At 61.3% G+C, this 25,908-nt stretch carries 28 protein-coding genes and 1 pseudogene; 17 read left to right on the top strand and 12 right to left on the bottom strand.

The features are described 5' to 3' along the window. Positions 1 to 86 precede the first annotated feature (86 nt). Positions 87 to 407 (top strand): dormancy-specific transcriptional regulator SutA, encoded by a 321-nt coding sequence (sutA, locus tag ACA057_RS30460; RefSeq protein WP_497344702.1) that lies wholly within the window; start codon positions 87 to 89, stop codon positions 405 to 407. Between the two features lie 198 nt (positions 408 to 605). Here the strand turns inward: sutA and ACA057_RS30455 are convergent, their stop codons facing one another. The 6 genes from ACA057_RS30455 to lptM are packed head-to-tail and all read right to left on the bottom strand — an operon-like array spanning position 606 to position 5,216. After that, positions 606 to 1,310 carry an HAD family hydrolase gene (locus ACA057_RS30455; RefSeq protein WP_497344700.1) on the bottom strand — a complete coding sequence of 235 codons (705 nt, stop codon included), beginning with the start codon at positions 1,308 to 1,310 and terminating at the stop codon, positions 606 to 608. Further along, on the bottom strand, positions 1,307 to 2,206 hold the full coding sequence (gene xerC / locus ACA057_RS30450) for a tyrosine recombinase XerC (RefSeq protein ID WP_497344698.1): 900 nt from the start codon (positions 2,204 to 2,206) through the stop codon (positions 1,307 to 1,309). The genes ACA057_RS30455 and xerC overlap by 4 nt, the downstream gene beginning before the upstream one ends. Before the next feature lie 2 nt (positions 2,207 to 2,208). Then, positions 2,209 to 2,934, bottom strand: a complete 726-nt coding sequence (locus ACA057_RS30445; RefSeq protein ID WP_497344696.1) for a DUF484 family protein — start codon at positions 2,932 to 2,934, stop codon at positions 2,209 to 2,211. Positions 2,935 to 2,947: 13 nt separating this feature from the next. Then, entirely contained in the window at positions 2,948 to 3,778 is an 831-nt protein-coding gene (gene dapF / locus ACA057_RS30440) for a diaminopimelate epimerase (protein WP_497344694.1), read from the bottom strand. 4 nt (positions 3,779 to 3,782) lie between these two features. Continuing rightward, positions 3,783 to 5,030: a diaminopimelate decarboxylase gene (gene lysA, locus ACA057_RS30435; protein ID WP_497344692.1), complete on the bottom strand. Its 1,248-nt coding sequence runs from the start codon at positions 5,028 to 5,030 to the stop codon at positions 3,783 to 3,785. Between the two features lie 9 nt (positions 5,031 to 5,039). Further along, complete coding sequence (lptM, locus tag ACA057_RS30430; protein WP_497344690.1) at positions 5,040 to 5,216, bottom strand: LPS translocon maturation chaperone LptM; 177 nt, start codon at positions 5,214 to 5,216, stop codon at positions 5,040 to 5,042. A 330-nt stretch (positions 5,217 to 5,546) separates the two neighbouring features. On the opposite strand from lptM, the gene cyaY reads away from it, so the two are divergent. The 3 genes from cyaY to rnk all read left to right on the top strand — a co-directional run bounded on the left by cyaY (position 5,547) and on the right by rnk (position 6,794). Next, positions 5,547 to 5,879 (top strand): iron donor protein CyaY, encoded by a 333-nt coding sequence (gene cyaY / locus ACA057_RS30425; protein WP_401355923.1) that lies wholly within the window; start codon positions 5,547 to 5,549, stop codon positions 5,877 to 5,879. A gap of 4 nt (positions 5,880 to 5,883) precedes the next feature. Then, positions 5,884 to 6,102, top strand: a complete 219-nt coding sequence (locus ACA057_RS30420) for a DUF1289 domain-containing protein (protein WP_497344688.1) — start codon at positions 5,884 to 5,886, stop codon at positions 6,100 to 6,102. Between the two features lie 281 nt (positions 6,103 to 6,383). Next, positions 6,384 to 6,794 carry a nucleoside diphosphate kinase regulator gene (rnk, locus tag ACA057_RS30415; protein WP_497344686.1) on the top strand — a complete coding sequence of 137 codons (411 nt, stop codon included), beginning with the start codon at positions 6,384 to 6,386 and terminating at the stop codon, positions 6,792 to 6,794. Between the two features lie 5 nt (positions 6,795 to 6,799). Here the strand turns inward: rnk and ACA057_RS30410 are convergent, their stop codons facing one another. From ACA057_RS30410 to ACA057_RS30400, 3 genes are all read right to left on the bottom strand, one after another. Beyond that, entirely contained in the window at positions 6,800 to 9,646 is a 2,847-nt protein-coding gene (locus tag ACA057_RS30410; RefSeq protein WP_497344684.1) for a class I adenylate cyclase, read from the bottom strand. Positions 9,647 to 9,837: 191 nt separating this feature from the next. Beyond that, a complete protein-coding gene (locus ACA057_RS30405; protein WP_401355933.1) occupies positions 9,838 to 10,083 on the bottom strand; it encodes a TIGR02647 family protein in 246 nt (81 codons plus the stop codon). Between the two features lie 202 nt (positions 10,084 to 10,285). Beyond that, on the bottom strand, positions 10,286 to 10,570 hold the full coding sequence (locus tag ACA057_RS30400) for a hypothetical protein (RefSeq protein WP_007894899.1): 285 nt from the start codon (positions 10,568 to 10,570) through the stop codon (positions 10,286 to 10,288). Positions 10,571 to 10,695: 125 nt separating this feature from the next. Between ACA057_RS30400 and ACA057_RS30395 the strand changes: the two genes are divergently transcribed. After that, positions 10,696 to 11,355, top strand: a complete 660-nt coding sequence (locus tag ACA057_RS30395) for a glutathione S-transferase family protein (protein ID WP_497344682.1) — start codon at positions 10,696 to 10,698, stop codon at positions 11,353 to 11,355. Between the two features lie 128 nt (positions 11,356 to 11,483). On the opposite strand, the gene argH is transcribed toward ACA057_RS30395, so the two are convergent. Continuing rightward, positions 11,484 to 12,878, bottom strand: coding sequence for an argininosuccinate lyase (gene argH / locus ACA057_RS30390; RefSeq protein ID WP_497344680.1), 1,395 nt, complete (start codon positions 12,876 to 12,878; stop codon positions 11,484 to 11,486). A gap of 137 nt (positions 12,879 to 13,015) precedes the next feature. On the opposite strand from argH, the pseudogene ACA057_RS30385 reads away from it, so the two are divergent. The 8 genes and pseudogenes from ACA057_RS30385 to rsd form a co-directional block, all read left to right on the top strand. Then, positions 13,016 to 13,340: pseudogene (locus tag ACA057_RS30385) on the top strand (sensor histidine kinase); the annotation flags it as partial. Next, positions 13,337 to 14,083 (top strand): LytR/AlgR family response regulator transcription factor, encoded by a 747-nt coding sequence (locus ACA057_RS30380; protein ID WP_401355938.1) that lies wholly within the window; start codon positions 13,337 to 13,339, stop codon positions 14,081 to 14,083. The pseudogene ACA057_RS30385 and the gene ACA057_RS30380, both read left to right, overlap by 4 nt. Positions 14,084 to 14,220: 137 nt before the next feature. Then, positions 14,221 to 15,162, top strand: a complete 942-nt coding sequence (gene hemC / locus ACA057_RS30375; RefSeq protein WP_497344678.1) for a hydroxymethylbilane synthase — start codon at positions 14,221 to 14,223, stop codon at positions 15,160 to 15,162. Further along, positions 15,159 to 15,926 carry a uroporphyrinogen-III synthase gene (locus ACA057_RS30370; protein ID WP_497344676.1) on the top strand — a complete coding sequence of 256 codons (768 nt, stop codon included), beginning with the start codon at positions 15,159 to 15,161 and terminating at the stop codon, positions 15,924 to 15,926. Before hemC ends, ACA057_RS30370 begins: the two co-directional genes overlap by 4 nt. Before the next feature lie 16 nt (positions 15,927 to 15,942). Then, positions 15,943 to 17,097, top strand: coding sequence for a uroporphyrinogen-III C-methyltransferase (locus ACA057_RS30365; protein ID WP_497344674.1), 1,155 nt, complete (start codon positions 15,943 to 15,945; stop codon positions 17,095 to 17,097). Continuing rightward, positions 17,094 to 18,332: a heme biosynthesis protein HemY gene (locus tag ACA057_RS30360; RefSeq protein ID WP_497344672.1), complete on the top strand. Its 1,239-nt coding sequence runs from the start codon at positions 17,094 to 17,096 to the stop codon at positions 18,330 to 18,332. The genes ACA057_RS30365 and ACA057_RS30360 overlap by 4 nt, the downstream gene beginning before the upstream one ends. A gap of 356 nt (positions 18,333 to 18,688) precedes the next feature. Beyond that, entirely contained in the window at positions 18,689 to 19,240 is a 552-nt protein-coding gene (locus ACA057_RS30355) for a disulfide bond formation protein B (RefSeq protein ID WP_497344670.1), read from the top strand. 178 nt (positions 19,241 to 19,418) lie between these two features. After that, on the top strand, positions 19,419 to 19,877 hold the full coding sequence (gene rsd, locus ACA057_RS30350) for a sigma D regulator (RefSeq protein WP_497344668.1): 459 nt from the start codon (positions 19,419 to 19,421) through the stop codon (positions 19,875 to 19,877). A 78-nt stretch (positions 19,878 to 19,955) separates the two neighbouring features. On the opposite strand, the gene ACA057_RS30345 is transcribed toward rsd, so the two are convergent. After that, the gene (locus ACA057_RS30345) at positions 19,956 to 20,621 is read right to left on the bottom strand and encodes an FKBP-type peptidyl-prolyl cis-trans isomerase (RefSeq protein WP_497344666.1); all 666 of its coding nucleotides are present in this window, start codon (positions 20,619 to 20,621) and stop codon (positions 19,956 to 19,958) included. 193 nt (positions 20,622 to 20,814) lie between these two features. Between ACA057_RS30345 and ACA057_RS30340 the strand changes: the two genes are divergently transcribed. Continuing rightward, positions 20,815 to 22,002, top strand: a complete 1,188-nt coding sequence (locus ACA057_RS30340) for an AlgP family protein (protein ID WP_497344664.1) — start codon at positions 20,815 to 20,817, stop codon at positions 22,000 to 22,002. Here the strand turns inward: ACA057_RS30340 and ACA057_RS30335 are convergent. Further along, on the bottom strand, positions 21,999 to 22,463 hold the full coding sequence (locus ACA057_RS30335) for a TIGR02444 family protein (protein WP_497344662.1): 465 nt from the start codon (positions 22,461 to 22,463) through the stop codon (positions 21,999 to 22,001). The two genes, ACA057_RS30340 and ACA057_RS30335, sit on opposite strands and share 4 nt — an antisense overlap. 50 nt (positions 22,464 to 22,513) lie before the next feature. Here ACA057_RS30335 and ACA057_RS30330 point away from each other — a divergent pair, with 50 nt between their 5' ends. From ACA057_RS30330 to rhtB, 3 genes are all read left to right on the top strand, one after another. Further along, entirely contained in the window at positions 22,514 to 24,424 is a 1,911-nt protein-coding gene (locus tag ACA057_RS30330; RefSeq protein WP_497344660.1) for an ATP-binding cassette domain-containing protein, read from the top strand. Then, positions 24,424 to 25,005, top strand: a complete 582-nt coding sequence (locus ACA057_RS30325) for a mechanosensitive ion channel domain-containing protein (protein ID WP_497344658.1) — start codon at positions 24,424 to 24,426, stop codon at positions 25,003 to 25,005. Before ACA057_RS30330 ends, ACA057_RS30325 begins: the two co-directional genes overlap by 1 nt. A 243-nt stretch (positions 25,006 to 25,248) precedes the next feature. After that, complete coding sequence (rhtB, locus tag ACA057_RS30320) at positions 25,249 to 25,881, top strand: homoserine/homoserine lactone efflux protein (protein ID WP_497344656.1); 633 nt, start codon at positions 25,249 to 25,251, stop codon at positions 25,879 to 25,881. Positions 25,882 to 25,908 lie beyond the last annotated feature (27 nt).

Below are 25,908 nucleotides of genomic sequence, written 5' to 3'. Positions count from 1 at the left end.
GGTTGTAGAATTTTTTCCAGCGGCCTTCGACAGACGGCGAAGCTGGGCTATAACTAATCTGCTTTTCGCAAGTCATGAGGTAGAACATGAGCGACGATGATCTGGAAAACGACGACCTCGAAGTAGGCGACGACGAAACCGAAGAAGGTCTGGAAGCAGCGGCGGACGACGTCGTTGAAGACGACGGCGGTGAAGCGCCCGTTCCGACCGCCAAAGGCAAAGCCAAGGCAGCGGTATCGGTCGATGAGCTGCCGAGCGTTGAAGCAAAAAACAAGGAACGTGATGCCTTGGCCAAGGCCATGGAAGAGTTCCTGGCCAAGGGCGGCAAGGTGCAGGAAGTGGAGGCCAATGTGGTCGCCGATCCGCCCAAGAAGCCTGACAACAAGTACGGCAGCCGGCCTATCTAAGGCTGCTGCTTGCTTGCTGAAAAAGCCCGCCGTCGCTGCGGGCTTTTTCATGGGTGGAGTATAAGTCTCGAATCTGCGGTGATCCCTGTGGGAGCGGGCTTGCTCGCGAAAGCGGTAGGTCAGTCAAGGTGATGTCGACTGACACGACCCCTTCGCGAGCAAGCCCGCTCCCACATTGGATTTTTGTACTCCTCAGGATCAGTGTTGGACGTTCCACCGCGCCAACAGCGCCGGCAATTCGGTCAGGCTGCGAATCTCGGCATCCGGGGCCTTGTCGGCTTCCCAGGCTTTGCCGGCCGGGTTGAACCAGATTGCCCGCAACCCCGCCTGCTGCGCCCCGGCAATGTCATCACCCGGATGATCGCCGACATGCACCGCCGTCTCGGCCGTTGCCCCGCCACGCTGCAATGCTTCGTGAAACAGTCGCGCGTCCGGCTTGGCGACGCCGATGTCTTCGGCGCACAGCGCAAACTTGAAGTAATCCGCCAGCCCTAAACGGCGCACATCGGCGTTGCCGTTGGTGACCACGCCCAAGGCGTAATGCTTGGCCAACGTCTCCAGCGTCGGCTCGACTTCAGGGAACACCTCGATCTGATGCCTTGCGTGCAGGAACACTTCAAAACTCTTGTCGGCCAGGTCCGAAGCCTGGCCGTGGTCGTAACCGGCCTCTTCCAGCGCATGGAACAGCACTTTGCGGCGCAAGGCACTGATGCGGTGCTTGAGGCTCGGCTCGCTGCCGAGGATTCGCTCGCGAATGGTCCACAAGTGTTCCACCGGCACGGCACCGAGGTTCGGCGCGTGTTCGGTCAGCCATTCACGCAAGATGGCTTCGGCGCTGACGATCACCGGGGCGGTGTCCCACAGGGTGTCGTCGAGGTCGAAGGTGATCAATTGAAGAGTCATGAATCATCGCCCTTAATGCGTTTGGCCCGTGGATGGGCGCTGTCGTACACCGTGGCCAGGTGCTGGAAGTCCAGGTGGGTGTAGATCTGGGTGGTCTTGATGTCCGAGTGGCCGAGCAATTCCTGCACCGCTCGCAGGTCCTGTGAGGATTCCAGCAAATGGCTGGCGAAGGAGTGGCGCAGCATGTGCGGATGCAGGTTCTGGCCCAGCTCGCGCTCGCCGGCAGCCTTGACCCGCACCTGAATCGCCCGAGGGCCGAGGCGCCGGCCGTGCTGGCTGACAAACACCGCGTCGTCCGCCGGGTTGGTCATGGCCCGCAGCGGCAGCCACAGTTCCAGGGCTTCGCGTGCTTTTTTTCCGACCGGCAACAGTCGCGTCTTGCTGCCTTTACCGAGCACCTGGACCATGCCGTCGGCCAAATCCAGCTGATCGAGATTAAGCCCGGTCAGCTCCGACAGCCGCAACCCGGAGGAATAAAACAGCTCCAGAATTGCCTGATCCCGCCGCGCCAGAAAATCATCTTCCACCGCGCCTTCAAGCAGCTGCAGCGCGCGGTCGGTGTCGAGGGTTTTCGGCAGGCGTCGTTCGCCTTTGGGCGGCGCCAGGCCGTTGGCCGGGTCGTGGTCGCAGAGGCCTTCGCGGTTCAAGTAGTGATAGAGCCCACGCACCGCGGACAGCAGCCGCGCCAGGCTACGGGACGATTGACCTTGTGAATGCAGGCGAGCGATCAGGCTGCGCAGGCGCTGGATGTCCAGGGCCGCCCAACTGCTGATGTTCTGTTTGACGCACCAGCCCAGCACTTTGTCGAGGTCACGGCGGTAGGCGTACAGCGTGTGCGGCGACACCTGCCGCTCACTGCGCAGGTGTTCGCAGTAAGCGTCCAGTTGCCGTTCCACGATCAGCGTACCGAGCGCAGGGAGTTGTTGACCCGTGGCAGCACGCGGCCCATGACTTCGGCGATGTAGCTGAGGAACAGCGTGCCCACCGAACTCTTGTAGTGCTGCGGATCGCGGCTGGCGATGGCCAGGACGCCGTGGATGCCCTGATAGCTGATGGCGACGACGGCGGTGGAGCCGATCTGCTTGCGTTGTTCTTCGCCGAACAGGAAGTCCAGTTCGTGCTCACGCAGGCTGCCGCTGACGCTTTTGTCTTCCGAGAGCAAGCCGCCAATGGCCGTTTGCGCGTCGGCGTGGGTCACCCAACGGCCGACCGGCATCGGGTTGTCGCCCAACAGGATCAGGCTGACAAAGGGCACCTGGAAGTCCTGGCGCAGGCTGTCTTCGACGCTGATCACCACGTCTTCCAGGCTGTTGGCGTCCATCAGCGCGAGAATCAGGCGGCGGGTCTTGTCGAACAACCGGTCGTTGTCGCGGGCCACGTCCATCAGGTGCGAGAGCCGATGACGCAACTCGATGTTGCGGTCGCGCAGGATGGTCATCTGCCGCTCGACCAGCGAGATTGTATCGCCGCGCTGGTGAGGAATGCGCAAGGCCGGGAGCAGTTCCTGGTGCTCGACGAAGAAATCCGGATGAGCCTCCAGGTACGCGGCAATCGCCGCCGCCTCAAGGCTTTCGGAAGGGGATTCGTCGGGCTGTAGGGCGGGGACCTGAGGCTTATCTTTCATGGATTTGACTCTCTCAAAGACGCACTTGTCCTTCATATACGCGCACTGCCGGGCCGGTCATCATGACCGGCTGGCCAGGGCCTGCCCATTCGATGGACAAGCGCCCGCCAGGCAGGTCGATCAATAGCGGCGAATCCATCCACCCCTGGCTGATCGCGGCGACTGCGGCAGCGCAGGCGCCGGTTCCGCAAGCCTGGGTTTCCCCGGCCCCGCGTTCCCAGACGCGCAATTGCGCGCGGTTGCGGTCGATGACCTGGAGAAAACCGACATTGACCCGCGCCGGAAAGCGCGGGTGACGCTCGATTTTTGGCCCCAGTTCATGCACCGGTGCATTGTTGATGTCGCTGACCCGCAGCACGGCGTGGGGGTTGCCCATGGACACGGCGGCCAGCTCGACCGGGGTGCCGTCGACGTCAATCTGATAGCTCTTTGCCTGTTCCGGCGCGTCGAAGGGAATGTCGGCCGGCACCAGGCGCGGCGCGCCCATGTTCACACCGATCTGGCCGTCGCTGCGGATATCCAGCTCGATAATGCCACTTTTGGTTTCGACGCGAATCTGCCGTTTTGCGGTCAGGCGCTTGTCGAGCACGAAGCGGGCGAAACAGCGCGCACCGTTGCCGCACTGTTCCACTTCCGAGCCGTCGGAGTTGAAGATCCGATAGCGGAAATCCACGTCGGGGTTGCTCGGCGCTTCGACGATCAGCAACTGGTCGAAACCGATGCCGGTGTGCCGATCGCCCCATTGCTTGGCGTGTTTGGGCAGGATGTGCGCGTGCTGGCTGACCAGGTCGAGGACCATGAAGTCATTGCCCAGGCCGTGCATCTTGGTAAAACGCAGCAGCATGGTTTTACTCCGGCAGCAGGCTTTCGCCAGCAAACAACTCGGCTACCGTCTCACGGCGACGCACTTCGATTGCCTGATCACCGTCCACCAACACTTCAGCGGCACGGCCGCGGGTGTTGTAGTTGGAACTCATGACAAACCCATAGGCACCGGCCGAATGCACGGCCAGCAGGTCGCCTTCTTCCAGGGCCAGTTCACGGTCCTTGGCCAGGAAGTCGCCGGTCTCGCAGATCGGCCCGACGATATCGTAGGCGCGCGCGGCGGTAGTACGCGGGCGCACGGCGGTGACGTCCATCCAGGCTTGATACAGCGCCGGGCGGATCAGGTCGTTCATGGCCGCGTCGACGATGGCGAAGTCTTTGTGCTCGGTGTGCTTGAGGTACTCGACCTGGGTCAGCAGCACGCCGGCGTTGGCAACGATGAAGCGGCCGGGCTCGAACACCAGCGCCAGGTCACGACCGTCCAGACGCTCGCGCACGGCTTTGATGTAATCAGCGGCCAATGGCGGCTCTTCATCGCGATAACGCACGCCCAAGCCACCGCCGAGATCGATGTGGCGCAGGTAGATGCCGCAATCGCCGAGGCGGTCGACCAGGCCCAGCAGGCGATCAAGCGCGTCGATGAACGGCGGCAGGGTGGTCAGTTGCGAGCCGATGTGGCAATCGACACCGACCACTTCCAGGTTAGGCAGTTGGGCGGCGCGGATGTACACGTCTTCGGCATCGGCAATGGCAATGCCGAACTTGTTCTCTTTGAGACCGGTGGAAATGTACGGGTGCGTGCCGGCATCGACGTCCGGGTTGACGCGCAGCGAAATTGGCGCGCGAACGCCCAGCTCGGCGGCGACAACTTGCAGGCGTTCCAGCTCGTCGGTGGATTCGACGTTGAAGCAATGCACGCCGACTTCCAGGGCACGACGCATGTCGTCACGGGTCTTGCCGACGCCGGAGAAAACGATCTTGTCGGCGCTGCCGCCAGCGGCCAGTACGCGTTCCAGCTCGCCACGGGAGACGATGTCAAAACCGGCGCCGAGACGGGCCAGGACATTCAGAACACCCAGGTTGGAGTTGGCCTTGACCGCAAAGCAGACCAGGTGCGGCATGCCGGCCAGCGCATCGGCAAAAGCCAGGTACTGGGCTTCGATGTGCGCGCGGGAGTAGACGTAGGTCGGTGTACCAAAGCGCTCGGCGATGGCAGACAGGGCAACACCTTCCGCGAACAGCTCGCCGTCACGGTAGTTAAAAGCGTCCATGGCATTCCCTTATTGGTAGACGTCGTGCTTGTGTGCTTTGGACGCAGGCTGCTGTTGCGAGGACTTGGCCTGCTCGGCAGGGTCCTGGTTCTCGTCAGGCAGGTACAGCGGGCCTTTTTGACCACAGGCCGACACAAGGCAGGCAACCGCGACGGCCGCAGCAAGGGAAGAGATCAGGCGCTTCATGGCGAAATCCTTGAAAATGCATTAATTGCGCCGGAGTATACCGGCCACCCGGCAGCTTGCCTATGTAACGAGGCTCCCGTCCGGCGGGGCTTGGACTGATGCAGACTGGCCATACACAATACCTGTGGGAGCGGGCTTGCCCGCGAAGACGGAGTATCAGTCAACAATTATCTTGAATGTGCCGGCCTCTTCGCGGGCAAGCCCGCTCCCACAGGTCCGGTGTTTAACCTGGCTGTATCGACCCCTTGGTCGTTATCCTTTGCAATCACCGGGGCTCGCCCGTATCTTGCGGCGCTTGAGCGTGAGTAGACACTTTTTGAGGTTGCCGTAATGAGTTTGACCGAAGCCCGTTTCCACGATCTGGTCGATGCCACCCAGCAGACGCTGGAAGACATCTTTGACGACAGCGACCTGGATATCGATCTTGAGAGCTCGGCCGGTGTGCTCACCGTCAAGTTCGAAAACGGCAGCCAGTTGATCTTCAGCCGTCAGGAACCCTTGCGTCAGCTGTGGCTGGCGGCCGTGTCCGGTGGTTTCCACTTCGATTACGACGAAGAGAGCGAGCGCTGGATGTGCGACAAGAGCGAAGAGCAGTTGGGCGAAATGCTTGAGCGCATCGTCATGCAGCAAGCGGGCGCTGAATTCGATTTCGAAGGCCTGTGAGGCCGTGACTCAACCTGTTCCCGTTCGTCCGCCGAAGCCGCTCTACAGTAATGTCAGCCCGGCGGTGCCTTCGCCGTGCAGCGGCGTGTGTCGGCTGGATGAACAGAAGGTCTGCCTCGGGTGTTTCCGCCATGTCGAAGACATCCGTGAATGGCGCTCTGCGGACGATGATCGCCGCCGGGTCATCTGCGCCGAGGCGGCTCAACGCAAAACCTGCGCCTGATGCACAACCTGTGGGAGCGGGCTTGCCCGCGAATGCGGCGTGACAGTCAGCATTGATGTCGGCTGATACACCGCAATCGCGGGCAAGCCCGCTCCCACAGGATCTCTGCTTGGCCGACTCATCATTTCCCCCCTATCGGGTCCCTTGTCCCCTCACTTGTATATTTATTGAGCTGTGATAGTGTCCGGGTACGCCTCAACCCATCGAGGCTCGTGAAAACCCCGCCTTTTTCTGGCGGGGTTTTGCTTTTTTCGTGCAGAAGAAAGGAGTCTGCCCTGATCATGACCGCACCTTCCATTACCCTTACCCGTCTGGACGTGCAACGTCTGGAACGCCTGATCGACAGCCTGGATGACACGCTGCCGGGCGTTATCGCGCTGCAAACCGAACTGGACCGCGCCGATACACTGGTTAGTCACGAAGAGGTGCCAGCCGATGTCGTGACCATGAATTCCAAAGTGCATTGCCGTGAAGAAAGCAGCGGCAAGGACTATCACCTGACGCTGGTTTACCCCAAGGACGCCAACGCCGACGAAGGCAAGATTTCCATTCTGGCACCCGTGGGCAGTGCGCTGCTCGGTCTCAAGGTTGGCCAGCATATCGACTGGCCGGCACCGGGTGGCAAAACCCTGAAGCTGACCCTGCTGGAAGTTGAATCGCAGCCAGCCGAGGGCGGCCACTTTCCGGAATAAACCTGTCAGACCTGCTCGAGCGCCTCATTCAATGCGCGCTCCAGGTCGGCCTTGTAGCGCAGATAGATATTGCATGAACTCTGACCATCACCGAGCAGGCCCGACAGGTCCAGGTCGGTGATGTAGCAACGGTAGCGTTCGGTCTCGCGGCGTTGCCCGACGATTTCCCGGGCGACTGCGCTGAACAGTTGCTCGCCATGCTCCAGCTCTGAAAATTCCCGCTGATTGCAATACAACGTGACCTGCACCTCGCCCGGCGCGGCTTTGCCGACGATCGCCTGCACGTCGTAGAACGGTTTGTTGACCGGGGTTTTCGGCGCCGGCCTGGCTTCGACCCGACGCGCCCGGCCGGGGCCGGAGGGCAGCAGTTGGTGGTACAAGGTTTCCAGGCTTATGGGCTGGGTCGCGTCCATCGGCAGCAAGGCGTCGCGTCGGTACTGGATCGATTGCAGGAACCGTTGCAACGGCACCAGCAGGCTTTGTTCGTCGTGCCAGGGCAAACGCTGCTGCCACAGGGCGTTGAATTCATCGAGCACGTACAGATCGGCCTGGTCTTCGTTGATTCGGTAAAACACCTGAATGCAGTCGGGCTGACCCATGGGCAGGAGCAGCGCCAGGTCGTGGTCTTCCAGTGCCATCGGGTCCAGGTGCAGCGGGCTGTAGCTGGCCAATTCTTCGCCGAGGTAATCGACCAGCGCCGGGAGTGTGGCGAGGGCAACATGATTGACCTGCCCGGGCACCAGTTCCAGCACGTGGTAATGCTGCTGGACCTGGATCAGGTAGCGATGATTGAGTTTGCTCAGCAACAGGTTCTGCGCGGTGTCGAGGATTTCTTCGACCCGCCGGGCAATGAACTGCGCGCGGTTGTGGCAGAAACAACGGACTCGCAGCTTTGGCTGCTTTAGCCCGCTGGGCAGCCCGTTGAGGTAATCGCGCAGGCAGTCGAGCAGCGCGTGGGGCCCGTCGAAGCGGTTGACCAGCACTTCGTTCCAGCTGTTGAGTGTGACCTGGTCGAGGGTCAGCACCAGGTTTTCCCTGACGCCGGCGTAACTCAGGGAATCGGTGCGCTCGGTGGTCATCAGGATGTTCAAGTCGCGATGATGTTTGAGCGGGTCGACGCCGACGTTCACCAGAATCAGCACTTCGCTCGGCACGCTGGCGCGCAACAGCGGCTCTTCAGCGACGGTCGTCAGGGGCAGTGCGATGCTCTGTTGCAGGCTGCCGAGCAGGTTGAACAGTTCGAACTCGCTCAGGTCGCTGCTGCCCGGATGCAAAGCCAGGCGGGTGCTGCTGTCGATCACGCCGTTGCGGTGGCACCAGGTCAGCAGTTCGAGCAATTGGCGGCTGCGCTTGATCGGCGCGAAATGTTCCCACTCGTGGGCGGTCAGGCTGCCGTTATACAAACCCCATTGGGTTTGCCCCGATTCCTTTTTGTTCGGCGCCTGCACCAGCGTCAGCGTGTCTTCGGCCAAGTCCGGGGCGATGCCCGGGTTGATGAACTCGACCTTGTCTGCCTTGCGCTCGAAGGCCGCGTACAGCCGTCGACCCAGCACGTTGAGGTCGCGTTTGTTGATCAGGCTGACCGTCTGCTCAGTGCGGGCGAATTGCGTGAGGAAACGGTAGCTGTAATTCAGTTCGTTGACCAAGGCCCGGCGTTCAGCGCTGACCTGGCGGACTTTCCACTGGCTGCGGCTGTCGAGCAGGGCCAATTGGCGATGGTCCCAGTGCCATTCGCGGGCCAGGCGTTCAAGCAACGAGCGTTGCCAGCTCTGGGTGCGATTGCCGCTGCCGGTGAGTTTGCGATTGACCTTCAGGTACAGCGCCCGACGCACCAGCTCCAGGCGCTCCGGCTCGCCACGGCCGATGAGGTATTCCTCGATGCGCCGGTAGACCACGACGTACGGGTCCAGCTCATCGAGGTCCAGTTGATTGGCGAACACGGCGTGCTTGAACCGCAGGCTCAGGCAATGGACCTTGGGGTGTTCGCTGGCGTAGACCTCGGTCAACAGCAGCTTGAGCACCGATTTGTACGGCGATTCGATGCCCTTGAATAACTGCCAGAGCCCGGCGCCGATGAATTCGCCGGGCGGAATGAACGCCAGATGCCCCAGGTCCAGGGTTTCGTCAGCACGAATGAAACGCTTGGACAGCAATGTGTGGGTGTAACGGTCGTAAGCCGATTCTTCGTAAACCGGCACCAGCCACCAGATCGGCGTGCGCCCCGCCAGCCAGATCGCGGTGCGGTAAAACTCGTCCAGTAGCAAATAGTGCTGGGTGGTGCCGCAGTCTTCCGAACTCAGTTGATTGTCCCGCTCGCCCAGGACGAAGCGCGCCGGGTCGATGAGGAAGAAGTGCGCCTCGGCGCCCTGGCTGGCGGCCCAGACTTCGAGCAACTGGCACTTTTTGCGCAGCTCGATGAGCTCGTTTTCGCTCAGGTCCGGTGCGTGACACACCCACACGTCCATGTCGCTCTGGTCGGCCTGCGCCAGAGTGCCAAGACTGCCCATCAGGAACAGGCCGTGAATGGGCCGCGGCGGATTGTTACGGTGGCGGGGTTTGTAGGAAAACGAGCGGGTCAGGCGTTGGGCTTCGGCGAGGGTGTTGGCGTCGGGCTCGTAGTTCGACAACCCGGCAGGCGTGCTGCCCGACACGTAGCCCGGCAACAGCGGATGATTGACGTGGAAGAACAACGGCAGCAGGGTCAACACGCCTTGCTGGCGGGTCGACAGCCCTTCCATGGCACGGACCATGCGGCCGTCGTTGAGCTTCAGAAATCGTGAGCGCAGTTGGCTCAGCACCTTGCGGTCGATTCCTTCGTCCAGGTCGGGGCGGATTTCGTGGGTGCGGGTCATGTCAGCTCAAACCGGCTCGCAGGGCTCGGACGTGGAGGTCTCAGGATGAGGGGCAGTTTAGCGCCTCAATCGCAGGACTTTTTAGCTGATTTTGTTTTTTGGCGTCAGATTTATAACGCCTGGCGACAGCAGGTACCCGAACTGCCCGCGGAAATCCCGTAGCAGGGTTTCCGTGGGCGATGCAGGGGTGTTCAGGCTGTTTCCTGGACGCTCAGAATGGTCAGGAGGGTTTGCACATTTTGCGCGGCGTCACGACCCAGGCTGGTCAGGTAACCGCCATCGGGCTGGTCGATCAGTTCTTTCTCGTACAGGCGTTGGGCGGCGGCAATGGCTTTCGGGGCAGCGGTCTGATGAATTTTCAAACCTTCCTGGGAACTGTCCAGGTTGAAGAGGGCAAGGATTTCCAGTTCGGCAACCAACTCAGGGGTAAGCGACATAAGGACTCCAGACTTTCTAGGAATTGGACGACAGCGCTCCTAAGGTGAGCCCACTCGTGCGCCATGTCCAGTGCTCGCGACAGGGTTTTTTTACCTTTGTAGGAGCGAGGCTTGCCCGCGAAGAACGATGACGCGGTTTTTTGGATAGACCGCGGTGAATCCTTCGCGGGCAAGCTTCGCTCCTACAGGGTTGGGTGTTGGCTTATTTCTTTTCTGGCGGCAGCTCTGGCAATGCGCGCAGGGCGGTTTCGTACCATTCGGTGTTGAACGCGCGGTCTTCTTCGAGGATCGCGTCGATTTCTACCGCCAAAACGTGGGCCATCAGGTTGAGGATTTCTTCACGCTCGTAACCCACCAGGGTCAACTTGTTGAAGGTCGCCTTGGCGGCCGGAGGGTTGTCGCTTTCGATCTGGTTTTCAATGGCTTCGATCAGCGTGTTCTCGGCGAACTCTTCTTCGTCGATCTCGATATCAGTTGGCTCGCTCATGGCAGGCTCCTCAAGTTAAGACGGGCAGTTTACCTGCATTCAGCGCTGTGATGCTGCTGGCGAGAAGCGCCGGGGCGTTCTATAACTGGCGCTGCCAACCCCCTGCACGGCCTGGAGGCTATGTAATGCTCAAGCTTTATGGATTTTCGGTCAGCAACTACTACAACATGGTCAAGCTGGCATTGCTGGAGAAGGGACTGCCGTTCGAAGAAGTCCTGTTTTTCCCCGGGCCGAGCCCCGAGGCGCTGGCGATCAGCCCGCGTGGGAAAGTGCCGGTACTGGGTGTCGAGCAGGGTTTCGTCAACGAAACCAGCGTGATTCTCGAATACCTCGAGCAAAGCCAGACAGGCACGCCGCTGCTGTCGAGCGATCCTTTCGAGCGGTCGCAGGCTTTGGCGCTGGCCAAGGAAATCGAGTTGTACATCGAACTGCCCGCGCGCGCCTGTTATCCCGAAGCGTTTTTCGGCGCGTCGGTGCCGGAGGCGATCAAGGACAAGACCAAGGCTGAGTTGCTGCTGGGTTTTGCGTCGTTGAACCGGCACGGCAAATTCTCCCCGTACGTGGCTGGGGACAGTTTGAGCGTTGCGGATTTGTATTTCCTGTACAGCGTGCCGCTGGCGTGTGCGGTGGCGAAGAAGCTGTTTGACCTGGATGTGTTGGCGCAGATGCCGGCGGCCAGAGCGTTGCTGGAGCGTCTGGAGCAGAACCCGAACGTGCAGCGGATCGCGGCGGACAAGGAAGCGGCGATGCCAGCGTTTATGGCGATGGTCGCGTCCAAGAAGTAGGTGTGGAGCGTCCTTTAGGCCGCTTTCGCGAGTAAGCCCGCTTCCACATTAGACTGATGTGAACACAAAATCTGTGAACACCAGAGATCAAATGTGGGAGCGGGTTTGCTCGCGAAGCTTTTGGCGATTTAGCGGCTGGCGAGCAATGCCTGGCCGCGAGCCACTGCCTGCTTGACCTGCGCCGGCGCAGTGCCACCGATGTGGTCACGGGCATTCACCGAGCCTTCCAGGGTCAGCACTGCGAACACGTCCTGATCGATCTGGTCGCTGAACTTGCGCAGTTCTTCCAGGCTCATTTCCGCCAGGTCCTTGCCGCTTTCCACGCCGTACTTCACGGCATGGCCAACGATTTCGTGGCAGTCACGGAACGGCAGGCCACGGCGCACCAGGTAGTCGGCCAGGTCGGTGGCGGTGGAGAAACCGCGCAGGGCCGCTTCGCGCATCATCGCGTGCTTGGGTTTGATCGCCGGGATCATGTCGGCAAAGGCGCGCAGCGAGTCGCGCAAGGTGTCGGCGGCGTCGAACAGCGGTTCCTTGTCTTCCTGGTTGTCCTTGTTGTAGGCCAATGGCTGGCCTTTCATCAGGGTCAGCAGGCCCATCAGCGCGCCGAATACACGGCCGGTCTTGCCGCGAACCAGCTCCGGCACGTCCGGGTTTTTCTTTTGCGGCATGATCGAGCTGCCGGTGCAGAAACGGTCCGGCAGATCGATGAACTGGAACTGCGCGCTGGTCCACAGCACCAGCTCTTCGGAGAAGCGCGACAAGTGCATCATCGCGATGCTCGCGGCCGAGCAGAATTCGATAGCGAAGTCACGATCGGAGACGTTGTCCAGCGAGTTGCCGCCCACGGCATCGAAGCCCAGCAGCTGCGCGGTGAATTCGCGGTCGATCGGGTACGTGGTGCCCGCCAGCGCGGCGCTGCCCAACGGCATGCGGTTGGTGCGCTTGCGGCAGTCGACCAGGCGCTCGTAGTCGCGGCTGAGCATTTCGAACCAGGCCAGCATGTGGTGCCCGAAAGTCACTGGCTGCGCGGTTTGCAGGTGGGTGAAGCCCGGCATGATGCTGCCGGCTTCGCGCTCGGCTTGCTCCAGCAGGCCTTTTTGCAGGCGGGTGATTTCGCTCAGGATCAGGTCGATCTCGTCACGCAGCCACAGGCGGATGTCGGTGGCGACCTGGTCGTTACGGCTGCGGCCGGTGTGCAGTTTTTTACCGGTCACGCCGATGCGGTCGGTCAGGCGCGCCTCGATGTTCATGTGCACGTCTTCGAGGTCGATGCGCCAGTCGAACTGGCCGGCCTCGATTTCACCCTGGATGGTCTTCAGGCCATCGGTAATGCTGTCGCGCTCGGCATCGGTCAGCACGCCGACCTTGGCCAGCATGGTGGCGTGGGCGATCGAGCCCATGATGTCGTGGCGATACAGGCGCTGGTCGAAAGTGACGGAGGCGGTGAAGCGGGCGACGAAGGCGTCGACGGGCTCACTGAAGCGGCCGCCCCAGGACTGATTGGTCTTGTCAGTGCTCATGAATTCGCTCGTATCGGTTGAAGAAAGATGGCGTTGAAAGCTGTCGCGGATAATAACAGGGATGCCAATCCTGTCGCTGACACTGGTCGATACGTTTTTTTCTCATGGCACGACCCATACTCGGGGCAAGACTTGGCGCAATTGCGCAACGATATTTTTCAATTGAGCAATATCGTCCCGGCAACCGTCTACAGTTGGACAGTAGGATCAGCGCACTTCTTGACGCTGCAGCTGACTATAAGAAGAGGGGTGTTCGTATTGTGTATCAGCAAACCCTACGGCGATGCCTCGCAATTGCGGGCCTGGGCCGCCAAACGCCCGGCAGATGAAAATTTAGCCGCCCGACCAGCGGCACTTTTTGGCCTTCGCGCTAGTCTTAGCGTGGATCGCGGTGACGGACGTCACTTCACCTGTCTACGCTATCCTTGTGCGAGACTCACGCAGGAATCCAGCGCAATATGAATGTCCTGATCGTTGATGACGAACCCCTTGCCCGCGAGCGCCTGAGCCGAATGGTCGGCGAACTCGAGGGATACAGTGTCCTGGAGCCCAGCGCCACGAACGGCGAAGAGGCGTTGGCACTGATCGACAGCCACAAGCCGGATATCGTATTGCTCGATATCCGCATGCCAGGCCTCGACGGCCTGCAAGTGGCTGCACGGTTATGCGAACGCGAAACCCCGCCCGCCGTAGTGTTTTGCACCGGACCCGATGAATTTGCCGTGGAAGCCTTACAGGCCAGCGCCGTAGGCTATCTGGTGAAACCTGTGCGTACAGAACATCTACACGAAGCGTTAAAGAAAGCCGAGCGGCCCAACCGCGTCCAGCTCGCCGCCCTGACCCGCCCTGCCGCCGAAAGTGGCAGCGGCCCACGAAGTCATATCAGCGCCCGAACCCGTAAAGGCATCGAACTGATCCCATTGGGTCAGGTGGTCTACTTCATTGCCGATCACAAATACGTGACCCTGCGCCACGAAGGCGGCGAAGTGTTGCTGGATGAACCGCTCAAGGCCCTTGAAGATGAATTCGGCGACCGATTCGTGCGCATCCACCGCAACGCACTGGTCGCCCGCGAGCGCATCGAACGCCTGCAACGCACGCCTCTGGGGCATTTCCAGCTGTTCCTCAAAGGCTTGAACGGCGACGCGTTGATCGTCAGCCGCCGCCATGTGGCCGGTGTGCGCAAGATGATGCAGCAGCTTTAATTCGCCGTTCGCTGCGGATTTCACACCCGATTGCCGGACATCCGGGGCCAGGGAGGCCAAGCAGTATCTGATACAAGTCAAAGTGGATTTGGCTGAGCTGTTATTATCCGTCATATCTATTCAGTACGGATTGATCCATGTCCTCTCGCGAAATCCGCATCGCCACCCGTAAAAGTGCGCTCGCCCTGTGGCAGGCCGAGTACGTCAAAGCCCGTCTGGAAGAGGCCCATCCCGGTCTGCTCGTGACGTTGGTGCCCATGGTCAGTCGCGGCGACAAGTTGCTCGACTCGCCGCTGTCGAAAATCGGCGGCAAGGGCCTGTTCGTCAAGGAGCTGGAAACGGCGCTGCTGGAAAACGAAGCCGACATCGCCGTGCACTCCATGAAAGACGTGCCGATGGACTTCCCCGAGGGGCTCGGTCTGTTCTGTATCTGCGAGCGCGAAGACCCGCGTGATGCGTTCGTCTCCAATACCTATGCAAGCCTGGATGAATTGCCGCCAGGCAGCATCGTCGGCACCTCCAGCCTGCGCCGCCAGGCGCAATTGCTGACCCGTCGCCCGGACCTGGAAATCCGCTTCCTGCGCGGCAACGTCAACACGCGCCTGGCCAAGCTCGATGCCGGCGAATACGACGCCATCATCCTCGCCGCCGCTGGCCTGATTCGTCTTGGCTTTGAAGATCGCATCAGCTCGGCCATCAGCGTCGACGACAGTCTGCCGGCCGGTGGCCAGGGCGCGGTGGGTATCGAATGCCGCAGCGTCGACAGTGAAATCCACGCATTGCTGGCGCCGCTGCATCACCAGGACACCGCCACCCGCGTCACTGCCGAACGCGCGCTCAACAAACATTTGAATGGCGGCTGCCAAGTGCCGATCGCCTGCTACGCCGTGCTTGAAGGCGAGCAGATCTGGTTGCGCGGTCTGGTGGGTGATCCGAGCGGCGGCCTGCTGCTCAGCGCCGAAGCCCGCGCGCCGCGCAGCGATGCCGAAGCCTTGGGTGTGCGAGTGGCCGAGGACCTTCTGGGTCAAGGCGCCAACGACATTCTCAAGGCGGTCTACGGCGAGGCAGGTCACGAGTGACTGGCTGGCGCCTGCTGCTGACGCGTCCTGCGGAAGAGTCGGCGGCGCTAACCGGTGTGTTGGCCGAGCAGGGGGTTTTCAGCAGTAGCTTGCCGCTTTTGGACATAGCGCCGATCCCGGCCTCTGACACAATGCGTGAAGTGATTCAGGGTCTGGATCGCTACTGCGCGGTGATCGTGGTCAGCAAGCCGGCCGCGAGGATTGGCGTCGATCTGCTCAGGCAATATTGGCCGCAGCCACCGGCTCTGAAGTGGTTCAGCGTGGGCGCGGCGACCGCACAGATTCTCGAAGATCACGGCTTGGAGGTGAGCTTCCCGGCGGAAGGGGATGACAGCGAAGCCTTGCTTGAACTTCCTCAGCTGCGCGAGGCTATCGCCCGACGCGATCCACGCGTGCTGATCCTGCGCGGGGAGGGCGGGCGCGAGTTGCTGGCTGAGCGTTTGCGCGAGCTTGGTGCTAGTGTCGAGTATCTGGAACTGTACCGCCGCGAGTTGCCACAGTACCCGCCAGCGACGCTACCCGAGCGGATCCAGGCGGAACGCTTGAACGGGCTGGTGGTCAGCAGTGGACAGGGTTTTGAGCACCTGCACCAATTGGCCGGCGATGCCTGGCCGATACTGGCGCGGTTGCCGTTGTTTGTTCCAAGCCCCAGGGTCGCCGAGCTGGCACGTGCCGCCGGGGCCCAAACAGTTGTGGATTGTCGTGGCGCGAGTGCCACGGCTTTGCTGACGGCGTTACGGGAGCATCCCGAACCCGTTCTCTAATGCAAAGGATGGATACGTGAGCGAAACAGCCTTGCCTAAAGATGACGTCCAGCCCGTGCTTGATGCGCCGGTTGAAGCACCGGTTGAAACCGCGCCACCTGCTGCCGAGCAGCGCCGAGGCAATGGGCTGGCAATCGTCGCGCTGTTGCTCGGCGCTGCCGGTGTTGCCGTCGGCGGTTGGGGTGTCTGGCAGGTCCGTCACCTGCAAGCCAATACCCAGCAGCAGTTGAGTCAGGTCCAGGCATTGAACGATCAGGCGCAGGACCTGAAGCTCAATGAACAGCGCCTGACCGCTCGCCTCGAACAAATGCCAGCCGCCGACGTGCTCGACGCGCGCAGTCGTTTGGTCACGCAACTTCAAGGCGATCAACAGCGCTTGAATCAACGTCTGGAAACCGTCCTCGGTGCCAGCCGCAAAGACTGGCGTCTGGCCGAAGCCGAGCACTTGCTGCGCCTGGCCAGCCTGCGACTTTCTGCGTTGCAGGACATCAGCAGCGCCCAGGCCCTGGTGCAGGGCGCCGATGAAATTCTCCGTGAACAGAACGATCCGGGTTCCTTTGCCGCTCGCGAGCAAGTGGCCAAAACCCTGGTAGCGTTGCGCAGCACCGAACAGCCGGATCGCACCGGATTGTTCCTGCGCCTGGGCGCGCTGCGCGATCAGGTCATCAGCCTCACCGAGCTGGCGCCCGAGTACAAAGACCGTGGCGAATCCTTGCTGGGCCTGACGGCCGATGGCGACGGCGCCAGTCGCTGGTCGCAGTGGTGGGATCAGGTCTCGCGCTACATTCGCATCGACTTCAATGCCGACAAGAATGTTCGTCCATTGTTGGCCGGGCAGAGCCTGAGCCAGGTGCGCCTGGCCCTGAGCCTGGCGCTGGAACAAGCGCAGTGGGCCGCGCTCAATGGCCAGCCCGCCGTTTACACCCAGGCACTGGCTGAAGCACGGGATGTGCTCAAGGGCAACTTCAACCCGGACAACCCGCAGAGCAAAGTGATGCTCGAGCAGGTTGGCGAGTTGAGCAAGCAACCGGTCACCGTCGTCACGCCGGATCTGACCGCCACGCTGAGCGCGGTCCAGGGCTATCTGGAGCGACGTAACGTCAACGCCGAGGACTCGATCAAGCCGCTGCCGAAACCTGACGCGAGCACCGCGCAGGAGGCGACGCCATGAAACGCCTTTATGTGATCGTGTTCCTGGTGATTGCTGCCGCCGCCGCGTTGGGTCTGGCGATTGCCGAGCATTCCGGCTACGTGCTGATCGCCTACAAGAGCTTCCGTTTCGAATCGAGCCTGTGGGCAACCCTGGCGTTGGTGGCGGTGCTCTGGCTGGTGTTCTGGGGCATCAAGGCGCTGGTCGAACTGGTGACGACGTCCAGCGGCGTGGTCAATCCCTGGTCGCGACGCAATCGTAGCCGTCGGGTGCAAGTGGCAATCGAACACGGTCAGCTGGATCTTGCGGAGGGGCGCTGGGCCAGTGCGCAGCGTCATCTGCATCGGGCTGCCGAAGCCGAGCGACAGCCGTTGCTGTACTACCTCGGCGCTGCCCGCGCGGCGAACGAACAAGGTCATTACGAAGAAAGCGACAACCTGCTGGAGCGCGCTCTCGAGCGTCAGCCCCAGGCCGAGTTGGCGATCGCCTTGAGCCACGCACAGTTGCAGACAGACCGTGGCGACACCGACGGCGCCCTGGCGACCCTGCAAGTCATGCACGAGCGTCATCCTCATAACGTCCAGACCCTGCGCCAGTTGCAGCGCCTGCATCAACAGCGCGGCGACTGGTCGGCAGTGATTCGCCTGTTGCCGGAGCTGCGCAAGGACAAGGTGTTGCCGCCGGCGGAACTGGCCGAACTGGAGCGCCGGGCCTGGGGTGAGAACCTGTCCCTGGCAGCGCATCAGGAAGAGGACGGAACGGTCGGTTTGCAATCGCTCAACCGCGCCTGGCAACAGCTCACCTCGGCTCAGCGCCAGGAACCTCAACTGGTGCTTGCCTATGCCGAGCAACTGCGGCAACTGGGGGCTCAGGTCGAGGCTGAAGACGTTCTGCGTACGGCGCTCAAGCGCAAGTACGATAGCCACCTGGCGCGACTTTACGGGTTGGTTCGCGGCAGCGACCCGGCACGTCAACTGCACACCGCCGAAGGCTGGCTCAAGGACCACCCAGCCGATCCGAGCCTGCTGTTGACCCTGGGCCGCTTGTGTCTGCAAAGCAGCCTGTGGGGCAAGGCCCGAGATTATCTGGAAAGCAGCCTGCGCGTGCAGCGCAACCCGGAAGCCTGCGCGGAACTGGCACGGCTGTTGGCCCAATTGGGCGACACCGAGCGCAGTAATCAGCTATTCCAGGAAGGGCTGGGCTTGCTGGACGAGCGCCTGCTGGCGGCCCCATTGCCGGTTCCCGTCCACGCCTGACGACCGTCGCTCTGTAGCAGCCTGCGTCCGGCTGCGCAGCAGTCGCAAGTCCAGTCCGCTCGGTGTTTCAGGTAGATCAAACTAGTAGGATTGGCGACTGCTTCGCAGCCGAACACAGCCTTCGGCCGCTGCTACATGAGCGGGGTTCGCAAGGGGTGTGCACAGCGTCGAAATTCGTGGGGTTTTGACCGTCCTATATCCTCGTCGGAGACGTCCTACAGAGGACTACATCTGATCCTCTCGCTTCTGTCGGGAATTCCCTACATCGCTGTTGAAGTGTCCCTGCTGGCCCGCCTTGAAAGGCTGGCGCACTTTCCTCTACCGTAACCACTTGTCTCTACTGGTACGGAAAAGCCATGTCTTTGGCCTGCTCACGCTCCTTGTTTTTCATGGTTTTCATTGCGGGTGCCCTGGTCCTGGGCATTTCCTATTACCTGGAATATGCGGTCGGCCTCAAACCTTGCGGGTTGTGCCTGCTGCAACGCTTTTTCCTGGCGCTGCTCGTCGGTGTCTGCCTGCTGGCGTCGGTGCATGGTCCCGGTCGACTCGGCTCATTCCTGTATTGGCTGCTCGGCCTGTTCTGCAGCCTGGCAGGTACCGTCACGGCGTGGCGGCAGGTGTTGCTGCAGAGCGATTCGATGGCGCAGCTGTCGACCTGTTCGCCCCATCTGACGGAGGTGTTCGCCAATACGCCGTGGGAATTCATCGCGCGGCAACTGTACGAAGGCACCGCGGACTGTTCGCAGGTTTCATGGACGCTGTTCGACCTGAGCATCCCGGAGTGGAGTCTGCTGTTCTTCGTCGCGATGATGATCGTGGGAGCTTATCAGTTGCTGCGCGTGGTCTGGATCGCCTGTCAGCGACCGCTCAGCGGCGAGTCGTCGCACCGGGTGTTGGCGGGTGATTAAACACTTGTATGAACTTTATCTCCTGCGTACCTTGAAGGCATTGTCGCGCGGGCATAATCTGGCCCGCACGTGTCATTGGAATTATGTTGCTCGAATGACGCTCTGCCTGGCCGATACTTGACCTTCAAGTGTGCGACAGGTGTAGGGCAGCATGACCCACAAGGGAAGAGAGATCACCATGCTCGAAAGTTGTCAGAATGCTCAGGAACGTTGGGGTGGAGTGCATCTGCTGATCGATCGCTGGTTGCAGGAGCGTCACGAACTGGTTCGGGCCTACGATGCTCTCGGCGCCAAGCCTGAGGCACTGGGCGCAGACCGAAAACCTTTGCAGGAATTCTGCGGAGTGTTGGTCGATTACGTGTCTGCCGGACACTTCGAGATCTACGAACAGCTGACTGGCGAAGCCAAGGCGTTTGGCGACACTCGCGGGTTGGAGCTGGCCGAGACGATCTATCCGCGCATCGACGTCATCACCGAGAAGCTGCTCGCGTTCAATGACCTGTGTGATGCCGGCAAATGCGTCGCAGAGAAATTCAAGGAGCTGGGTGGCCTGTTGCATGAACGCTTCGAACTGGAAGACTGCCTGATCGAAGTGCTGCATACCGCTCACAAGGAAGAAGATTCGGTTCAAGCCTGAACCGTCTCCCCGCAAGACCCGCTTCCTGCAGGAAGCTAAAAACGGTGCGCATTGCGCGCCGTTTTTCGTTTGTGCTGTTCAGCCGGTGGCGCCGCGCAATTCGACTTCGAATACCAGCGGCGTGAACGGCTCGATCAAGTCGCCGGCTCCGTCGGCGCCATAGGCTTGGGCCGATGGAATCACCAGCCGCCATTTCGCACCGACCGGCATGTTTTGCAGTGCGCTGCGCCATCCGCTGATCACACTGTCGAGGCTGAACCACTGCGGCTGAGTGTTCTGATCGAACACCGTGCCGTCGGGAAGGCGACCGATATACAGCACCTGGACTTTTCCGTTCGGGCCGGCTTTCGCGCCGTTACCGGGAGCCAGCTCCGTCAGTAGTATTCCATCGGCCAGTTCTCGAACGCCGGGTTTGGCTTTTTCCTCAGCGAGAAAACGCCGCTCTTTTTCCAGGGCTGCTTCGCTCTGTGGCATGGCCGGTTGCAAGGCAACCTGAGCTTCGTGCTCATTCAGAATCTGTTCGATCCGCTCATCTTTCAGCGCCAGGGGTTTGCCTTGATAGGCTTGTTGCAGACCTTCCACCAGCGCTTTCAGTTGCAGGTCGGGAACCTCCTGACGCAAGCGTTCACCGAGGCTGGCGCCCAGGCTGTAAGCAAGATCGTGAGCGTCATTTTCGTTGGTTTTTTCGGCGGCCTGGACCGCGGAAAAAAACACGCACAGCGATAAAAAAAGGTAACGCGACATGGGCACTCTCCGGCCTGAGATGCGGCGGATTATGCCAGTGTGAATGGGCTCAAAGGTGAACTGGTTTTCGCACCTGCGCAGAAGAATTTCAATCCGTTGCAACGCAGCGCTTTGGATACTGTCAACATGCCCTAGCGGCGGTAGCAGCAGAGGTCTAGTATGAGCCGCACCCACGTCAGCCAGGAGGTAAACCATGTCGGCCACCAAGAAGCCTGTAAATACCCCGTTGCACTTACTCCAACAACTCTCGGGCAGCTTGCTCGAGCACTTGGAAACCGCTTGTTCGCAAGCCTTGGCTGATGCTGAAAAATTGCTCGCCAAACTGGAAAAGCAGCGCGGAAAAGCACAGGAGAAATTGCACAAATCCCGTACCAAATTGCAGGACGCTGCGGCGGCCGGCAAGGCCAAGGCTCAGACCAAAGCCAAGGGTGCGGTCAAAGAGCTTGAGGACCTTCTCGATGCCCTCAAGGATCGTCAATCCGAAACGCGCAGCTACATTCTGCAACTCAAGCGCGATGCTCAAGAAAGCCTGAAACTGGCCCAGGGCGTCGGTCGTGTACAAGAGGCTGTCGGCAAGGCGTTGTCCCTGCGTTCGGCCAAGCCTGCTGCGGCCCCTGCCAAGAAAGCCGCGGCCAAACCAGCCGCTGCAAAAGCACCGGCCAAGCCTACTGCCAAAGCACCGGTGAAAGCCGCAGCCAAGCCAGCAGCAAAACCTGCGGCGAGAAAACCAGTCGCTGCCAGCGCTGCGAAAGCGGCTGCTAAAACGACGGCTGCCAAGCCTGCCGCCGCCAAGCCAGCCACTGCAAAAACGGCTGCTGCAAAACCAGCCGTGGCAAAAGCTGCCGCTGCCAAACCAGCTGCCAAACCAGCAGCTAAACCCGCTGCAAAAACGGCCGCTAAACCTGCAGTCAAACCCGCTGCCAAAACCGCTGCGGCGAAACCTGCAGCCAAGCCAGCTGCCAAACCTGCCGCGGCTAAAGCGGCTGCAAAACCAGCAGCCAAACCAGCTGCCAAAACCGCTGCGGCGAAACCTGCTACCAAGCCGGCTGCCAAACCTGTCGCGGCTAAAGCTGCTGTAAAACCAGCTGCAAAACCAGCTGCAAAACCAGCTGCAAAACCAGCGGTAAAAACGGCTGCAAAACCAGCCGCTAAACCGGCAGCAAAACCTGCTGCAGCAAAACCTGCCGCTGCTGCCAAGCCGGCCACCGCCAGCGCTGCAAAACCTGCCGCAGCCAAGCCGGCCACCGCGCCAGTTGCCAAGCCAGCCAACCCGGCTCCGGCGGCAACATCCGCTTTAGCGGCCGCCACCTCGACAGCCACGCCAGCGCCAACGCCGGCCGCCGCGTCGATCGCAGCAACCACCCCAACCAGCGCTTCCTAAGTGCCGGTTGCCGCGACGCGCAGCTGAAGCAGCGCGTCGCGGTGCAGGTGGACGGCGCCCGCCGTCACACCTTCCAGCCAGGCCGAGAGATCGGTCGCGTCACCCTGCGGCCAACTCTGTGCCGATCGCTCCAGCCGCAACAACAGATGCCGCTCGGCTTCCAGTTCCAGTGTCTTCACTTGCTCACGTAACGTATTCAGTTCGGCATCTTCGGTCGCGACGGCTTTCCATTGCATGCGCAAGGCTCGCAGTGGTCGAACGACATCGGCGTCCCAAGGCTCGGCAACGGTGCGAAGTAGCTGCAAGCGTTGTTCGTTGCAGGCCACGCCACGCTGTCCCAGCCACAATCCACACAGCAGCAGGCAGACATTGCTGCCCGCCGACTGCAATTGCAGGCACGCGTGTTCAACACCGGGACGGGCGTAAGTGGTCAGGGAAAAGCTCCACAGGTCAGAGGACATAGTGCTACTCGCGCCAGTTGCGAGCGAAGCTGGTAGACTCCGCCGCCATTATGATTCGACTTCAGAACCTGACTTTACAGCGTGGCCCGCAACGTCTGCTAGAAGACGCCGAGCTGACCCTGCACGCCGGCCACAAAGCCGGCCTCATCGGTGCCAACGGCGCCGGCAAATCGAGCCTGTTCGCCTTGCTTCTGGGCGACCTGCACCCGGACTCGGGTGATTGCTTCTTGCCGGCGGACTGGCGCATCGCCCACATGCGCCAGGAGATCGACACCCTCGATCGCATCGCGGTCGACTACGTGCTCGATGGCGACCTGCGCCTGCGCGAGGTGCAACGCGACCTCGCCGCAGCCGAAGCGGCCCACGACGGTGCCGCTCAGGCCCGCCTGCACGCCGAACTCGACAGCGCCGACGGTTACACCGCCGACGCCCGGGCGCGCAAGCTGCTGGCTGGCCTTGGGTTCACCAACGATCAGATGGACCGTCAGGTCGGAGATTTCTCCGGTGGCTGGCGGATGCGTCTGAACCTGGCGCAGGCATTGATGTGCCCTTCAGACTTGTTGCTGCTCGACGAACCGACCAACCACTTGGACCTCGACGCCATCATCTGGCTCGAAGAATGGCTTAAGAGTTACCCCGGCACCTTGATGCTGATTTCCCACGACCGGGACTTCCTCGATGCCGTGGTCGATCACGTGGCCCACGTCGATCAGCGCAAGATCACCCTCTATCGCGGTGGCTACAGCGCCTTCGAACGTGCCCGCGCCGAACGCCTGGCCCAGCAACAACAGGCCTACGAGAAGCAGCAGGCGCAACGTGCGCACATGGAAAGCTACATCGCCCGCTTCAAGGCCCAAGCTACCAAGGCCCGCCAGGCCCAGAGCCGGATCAAGGCGCTGGAGCGGATGGAAGAGCTGTCCGCCGCCCACGTCGATTCGCCGTTCGACTTCGTTTTCCGCGAGTCGCACAAAATCTCCAGCCCGTTGATTGATATCTCCGACGCTCGACTGGGTTATGGCGAGCGAGCCGTGCTGGAGAAGGTCAAGCTGCAACTGACCCCTGGCGCGCGCATCGGCTTGCTCGGCCCCAACGGTGCCGGTAAGTCGACCCTGATCAAAAACCTCGCCGGTGAACTCGAGCCGTTGTCCGGCCGCCTGACCCGTGGCGAAAACACCGTGGTCGGCTACTTCGCCCAGCATCAGCTCGACTCACTCGATTCCAAGGCCAGCCCGTTGCTGCACATGCAGCGCCTGGCGCCGACCGAGCGCGAGCAGACCCTGCGCGACTTCCTCGGCGGTTTCGACTTCCGTGGTGCGCGGATCGACGAGCCGGTGCTGAATTTCTCCGGTGGCGAGAAAGCGCGACTGGCCCTGGCGTTGATCGCCTGGGGCCGGCCGAACCTGTTGCTGCTCGACGAACCGACCAACCACTTGGACCTGGAAATGCGCCTGGCGCTGACCATGGCCCTGCAGGAATTCAGCGGTGCGGTGCTGGTGGTCTCCCACGATCGCCATTTGCTCAAGAGCACCACCGACAATTTCTATCTGGTGGCGGACGGCAAGGTCGAGGAGTTCGACGGCGACCTGGAAGACTACACCCGTTGGCTGGTCGACTATCGTCAGCGCAATGCGCCGGTGAGCAACACGCCGGTCAATCCGGACAAGACCGACAAGAAAGCCCAGCGCCAGGCCGCCGCTGCGTTGCGTCAGCAACTGGCGCCGCACAAGCGCGAGGCCGACAAGCTCGAAGCCGAGCTCGGCAAGCTGCACGAGAAGCTGGCGAAGATCGATGCCAGCCTTGGCGACAGCGACATTTACGAACCGGCGCGCAAGAACGATCTGCGTGATCTGCTGGCCGAACAGGCCAAGTTGAAGGTCCGTGAAGCCGAACTGGAAGAAGCCTGGATGGAAGCGCTGGAACTGCTTGAAAGCATGCAGGCGGAGCTGGAGGCGTTGTCCTGATGGAAGCGTTCCGGTTGCCATTGCCCGCCGTGTGGGTCGAGCCGATCTGGCTCGTCGCGCAAATCCTGCTGATTCTGTTGGCCGGTTACTTCGCCCAGCGCTGCGTCGCCAAATGCCTGACCCGCCTGGGCGAGCGCTATCCGTTTCCGCCGCAGTTGCTGATGCCGCTGCGCGGTGGCCTGCGCTGGCTGATCATGGGCAGCGCGCTGATCTTCGTGCTGGAACGTCTCGGGGTTTCAGCGACGGTGCTCTGGACGGCCTTGTCCGGTTTTGTCGCGGTGGCGGCGGTGGCATTTTTTGCCATGTGGAGCGTGCTCTCCAATCTGCTCTGCGCGATCCTGATCTTCACTGTCGGCCCGTTCCGCCTCGGCGACGTGGTCGAATTGGTGGACACCACCGACAAGCCCGGCGTCAAAGGTCGGGTGGTGGCGATCAACCTGCTCTACACCACGTTGATCGAGGCCGAAGAGCTCGGCACCGGCAGCGCCATGGTGCAAGTGCCCAACAGCCTGTTCTTCCAGCGTTCGGTTCGGCGGTGGCGCGGCACGGATATGTTTCCGTCCAGCGGGTTTGAAAAGTAAGCCCTCTGTTGCCTGACAGACCGCCATCGCGAGCAGGCTCGCTCCCACAGTTGACCGCGATCTACTGAGTGACGCGGTCCAATGTGGGAGCGGGCTTGCTCGCGATGGCGGTCTGTCAGGCGATGAGCCCTTCATGCCGTAAACGCTTGTCGAAAGTCGCCATGGCCGACAAAAAATCGGTAGTCATCCGCCCAAAGCCGCATTAGCTTAGACGTCTGTCAGGAGTCTGAGTCGAGGTGTGCAATGGAGCTTCAAACATGGCTGGCGTTTTTTGCCGCCTGCTGGGTGATCAGCTTATCCCCCGGTGCCGGCGCCATCGCGTCGATGTCCAGCGGTCTGCAATATGGTTTCTGGCGCGGTTACTGGAACGCCCTGGGCCTGCAATTGGGCCTGGCAGTGCAGATTGCGATTGTCGGCGCCGGTGTTGGCGCGATTCTCACGGCTTCGGCCACCGCCTTCTACGCAATCAAATGGTTCGGCGTGGCGTACCTGGTTTACCTCGCGATCAAACAATGGCGTGCGCTGCCCAGCGACATGAGCGATGACGCGGCGGTGCGTCAGATTGGCAAGCCAATGGCCCTGGTGTTCCGTGGTTTCCTGGTGAACATCAGCAACCCCAAGGCATTGGTGTTCATGCTGGCCGTATTGCCGCAGTTCATCGACCCGCACGCGCCGCTGCTGGTTCAGTACCTGATCATCGGTGTGACCATGGTCTGCGTTGACCTGATCGTCATGGCCGGCTACACCGGGCTGGCGTCGAAAGTGCTGCGCCTGTTGCGTACGCCAAAGCAGCAAAAACGCATGAACCGCACCTTTGCCGGGCTGTTCATTGGCGCGGCGGCCTTCATGGCGACGCTGCGCAAAGCGACGATGTAAAACCGTCAGCCACAAAAAAGGCGACCT

Source organism: Pseudomonas sp. LBUM1661, assembly GCF_059695925.1.
Note: the sequence above shows the minus strand (reverse complement) of the source record. Positions and strands in the feature narration are given on the sequence as shown.